Genomic DNA, 3,463 nt, shown 5'->3' with positions numbered 1-3,463 from the left:
CGGCCTGTTCGCGCTCCAGACCCCGGTCGCCTCCGACCTGCGGCTGCTGACGGCACTGCTGCACATCAACCTGCATCTGGAGCGCGTCGCCGACCAGGCGGTGAACATGGCGAAGATCACCAAGCTCGCCGACGGCCTGCCACCCAGCCCCACGGTGCTGCAGCACCTTGAGGAGATGGGCGCGCTGGCGCTTGGGATGGTGGGGGCGGCGATGAACGCGCTCGCGCGCCGCGATCTCGAACTCGCGCGTAAGCTCCCCGAGATGGACGATCCCATCGACCGGCTGAACCGCGGCATGCTGCAGCAGGTGCTTGCGGTGTCAGAGGACAAGCGCATGCTGGAGTGGGGGATCCGGATGTACGTCGTGTCGCGCCAGATCGAGCGGATCGGCGACAACGCGGTGGACATCGGCGAGCAGGTGGCATTCCTGGTCACGGGGGAGTTCCGCGAGTTCACCGACGCCTCGCACCCGGAGGTCGAACATCCCGAGCTGCTCGGGCGCGGAGGGTCGCCGAACTAGAGGATCACAAACCCCGATGCCGGTGCCTTGTCCTCCAGGAAGCAAACGGTGTGAGCTGGTGGTTACGCTGATCCGGTTCGCCGGTCCATTCCCCCACACACCAGCATCCAGCCGCCGCCGGAGCGCACGAATCGGTACCACAGCCGGTCGCGGCCAAAGCGAAGCTGCAGGTCGTCGCCGGTGACCGGTTGCGCCACGCGTGTGCCGAGCCTGTCGCGGCTACACGGGCGCCACGATGTGCGTCTCGGTGGTCCGGATCCCCGGGAGCCCCTGGATCGCGGTGAGGACGACGTCCGCCAGAGCCCGCTCATCGGCGACCTCGACGAACGCGAAGATATCGGGTTGATCCCGACACGCGTGGGCCTGCTTCACAACGTCCAGCGACCGGAGGGCCGCGACGACCTCCTGGTTCATCCCGGCCTCGACCGACACAAGGGCATACGCCGAGACCATCCGGAATCCCCCTTCTCGTCCGCGTCGCACTCAACCGGCGCAAGCGCTGGCACGCCAACAACCGGCTGGAGCCCGGAGGGGCCGCGGAAGGACGAGCGCCTGCACCGTCCGGCACCACCGGACGCCGGAAGCCCCATGGCTTCCACACATTCCCTGCCGGCGATCGGCCTCCGCCCACCAGGAGCTCTGGTGTCCGCGGAGCCGGAGAGCTTCTGTTCGCCCACGAGAGGTTCCGCTGTCCCTTGACGAGCGAGCGGCCCGGCAGGTGGTCGGCGGTGAGACGACCGCCGCCCGCGGCTGCGGCAGCAGGTTCGGGTGCAGGCACCACGGTGCTGGCTGGCGACCGGTCGCATGGCTGTCCCCGGTCCCACTTGAGGATTCGCTGGATGGCCTCGTGGCGCGGGATCGGCGCTGACTTATCGAGCGCGTGGTGCAGCGGCACGTCCAACCTCATGAGACCCCCTGGCGCCAGTCGAGCAGTGTCGTCGCGGGCAGCCTGCCCTCCATGAGTTCCTGCTCGAGAAGCCGGCGGCGCGGCTTGCCGCTGGAGGTGCGCGGGATGGCGTACCGCGGGACCTCCAGGATCAGGATCCGGGCGCTCCGGCCGGTCTGGCTGCGGAGCTGGCGTGCGGCGGGCTCGACCCACGCTCCCCGTTCGCGTTCGACCACCGCCGCGACGCTGTCCAGCCCATCGAACCGTCCGAACACCACCACCATCCGGCCGGCGGGAACGCCCGGGATCGCCGCGAGTCTCGCCTCGACGTCCTCGGCGTAGAGGCTGCGCCCCCTGACCTTGGTGCTGTCGCCCATCCGCCCAAGGACGAACAACTCCCCGTCCAGCAGGAAGCCGGCGTCGCCGGTGCGGAGCCGTCCCTTCACGAAGCTGGTGGGGCCGCCGGCCTGCGCGCCCTTGTATCCCTCGGACACCCAGGGACCGACTGCGACGATCTCTCCCAGCCGGCCCTCCCCGAGCGGGGCGCCGGTGGCGTCGAGGATGGAGAGCCGGATGCCCGGCAGGGGCCGTCCGCAGCCGACCAGCCATTCGCCAGGGCCTCGGTCCCCGGCTGGATCGAGGGAGCCGCGTTCCAGGACGCGGACGGGATCGCCGAACCGCAGGGAGGCCCGATCGATGGCTACGAGCGACAGAAGCTCTCCGGGGCGGCTCCCGGTCACGGCTAGGGTGGCCTCGGCCAGGCCGTAGCCGGGCAGGAACGCCTCACGCCGGAATCCGTTGGGCGCAACCAGCCGCGCGAACCGGTCCAGAGCCGCAGGGTCCACGCGCTCGGCGCCAACGGCGGCCACCCGCCAGCGGGAGAAATCCATACCCGCGAGCTCCGCGGCGGTGACCTTCTTGGCCGCGTAGGCGTAGCCGAAGGTGGGCCCGCCCGTCATGGTCGCGCCGAACCGGCCCAGGCACTCCAGCCACGACGCAGGCGAGTGGAGGAAGTGCTCGGGCCGCATCAGCCACAGGTGCGCGCGGTGAACAACAGAGCAGAGGAACATGCCGATCAAGCCCATGTCGTGGTAGAGCGGGAGCCAGCTGGCGACGCTGTCGTCCTGGCGCCAGCGCACCCACTTGTACAACGCCGCGACCTGCGTCTCTAAGTTCCTCCAAGAGATCCGGACCCCCCGTGGGCTCCCGCTGGACCCGGCGGTGAACTGCAGCAGCGCGAGCGCGGCGGGCGGCCGTGCCCGCAGGTCCGAGCGATCGCCGGCCAAGGGGGGACTCAGGCAGGGACAATCCAGGCCAGCGGTCTCCACTGCCCCCACCATGACCGGGTGCAGGTCGGCGTCCGACACGACCAGGCACGGCGCGGCGGCTTGCAGCAGCCGAACCAGTTGGGAGACATACTCATCGGCGCTCCGGAAGATCAGGGGCGGCGCCACCGGCGAGGGGGTGCCACCCGCGATCAGGGTGCCGAAGAAGGCCGCCACGAACTCCGGCCCGCTCGGAAGAGCGATGCAGACGACACCGCCAGTGCCGAGACCCGCGTCCTCGAGCCTGCCGGCGCACTCGGCGACCGAGTTGGCCAGATCGGCGTAGGAGCGGAACGACCAGCCTCCGGCGCTGTCGGCGAAGTGGATCCCTCGGTCCACGTCGGGATCCTCCAGCCAGCGCAGCAACGCGCTTCCCACGTCCACGGCCTCCTTCCCGTGTTCGTGTGTCCTGGTGGGTAGCGCCTGGATCCGGATCGGGTAGGGTCCTCGTCGTCAGTCTGCGGCGGGCAGCGGTCGTCGGCAACCAGGTCACAGGGTCAACGACGACGCCTGTCGGTCCTGCGCAGGGGAAGGCCCCACGGAGCCCGCATCTGGGCACGTGCCGGGCCGGCAAGGGAGGAAACCGTGACGGGGCATGTCCGCGACCGCGGCCGGGTCATGTCAGCTTGGCGCCCCGTGTTTCCCGGCCGAGGAGGGTGACGAGCGCGCCGGCGGCCATGACGGCGGCGACGAAGGTGAGCGACCACACGGTTGCGCCGGTTGTGTCCAGCA

General features: G+C 70.4%; 3 protein-coding genes. 1 reads left to right on the top strand and 2 read right to left on the bottom strand.

The window, feature by feature from the left end:
• A partial coding sequence (locus tag VGR06_RS11300; RefSeq protein ID WP_327558967.1) for a phosphate signaling complex PhoU family protein occupies positions 1 to 520 on the top strand: 520 nt, incomplete at its 5' end.
• A 219-nt stretch (positions 521 to 739) separates the two neighbouring features.
• Here the strand turns inward: VGR06_RS11300 and VGR06_RS11295 are convergent.
• Positions 740 to 973, bottom strand: coding sequence for an Lrp/AsnC ligand binding domain-containing protein (locus tag VGR06_RS11295; RefSeq protein WP_327558966.1), 234 nt, complete (start codon positions 971 to 973; stop codon positions 740 to 742).
• A gap of 450 nt (positions 974 to 1,423) precedes the next feature.
• Positions 1,424 to 3,115 carry an AMP-binding protein gene (locus VGR06_RS11290; RefSeq protein WP_327558965.1) on the bottom strand — a complete coding sequence of 564 codons (1,692 nt, stop codon included), beginning with the start codon at positions 3,113 to 3,115 and terminating at the stop codon, positions 1,424 to 1,426.
• Positions 3,116 to 3,463 lie beyond the last annotated feature (348 nt).

Source organism: Actinophytocola sp., assembly GCF_036002505.1.
Taxonomy (GTDB): Bacteria; Actinomycetota; Actinomycetes; order Mycobacteriales; family Pseudonocardiaceae; genus DASYTH01.
This window is presented reverse-complemented; position numbering and strand designations above follow the sequence as displayed.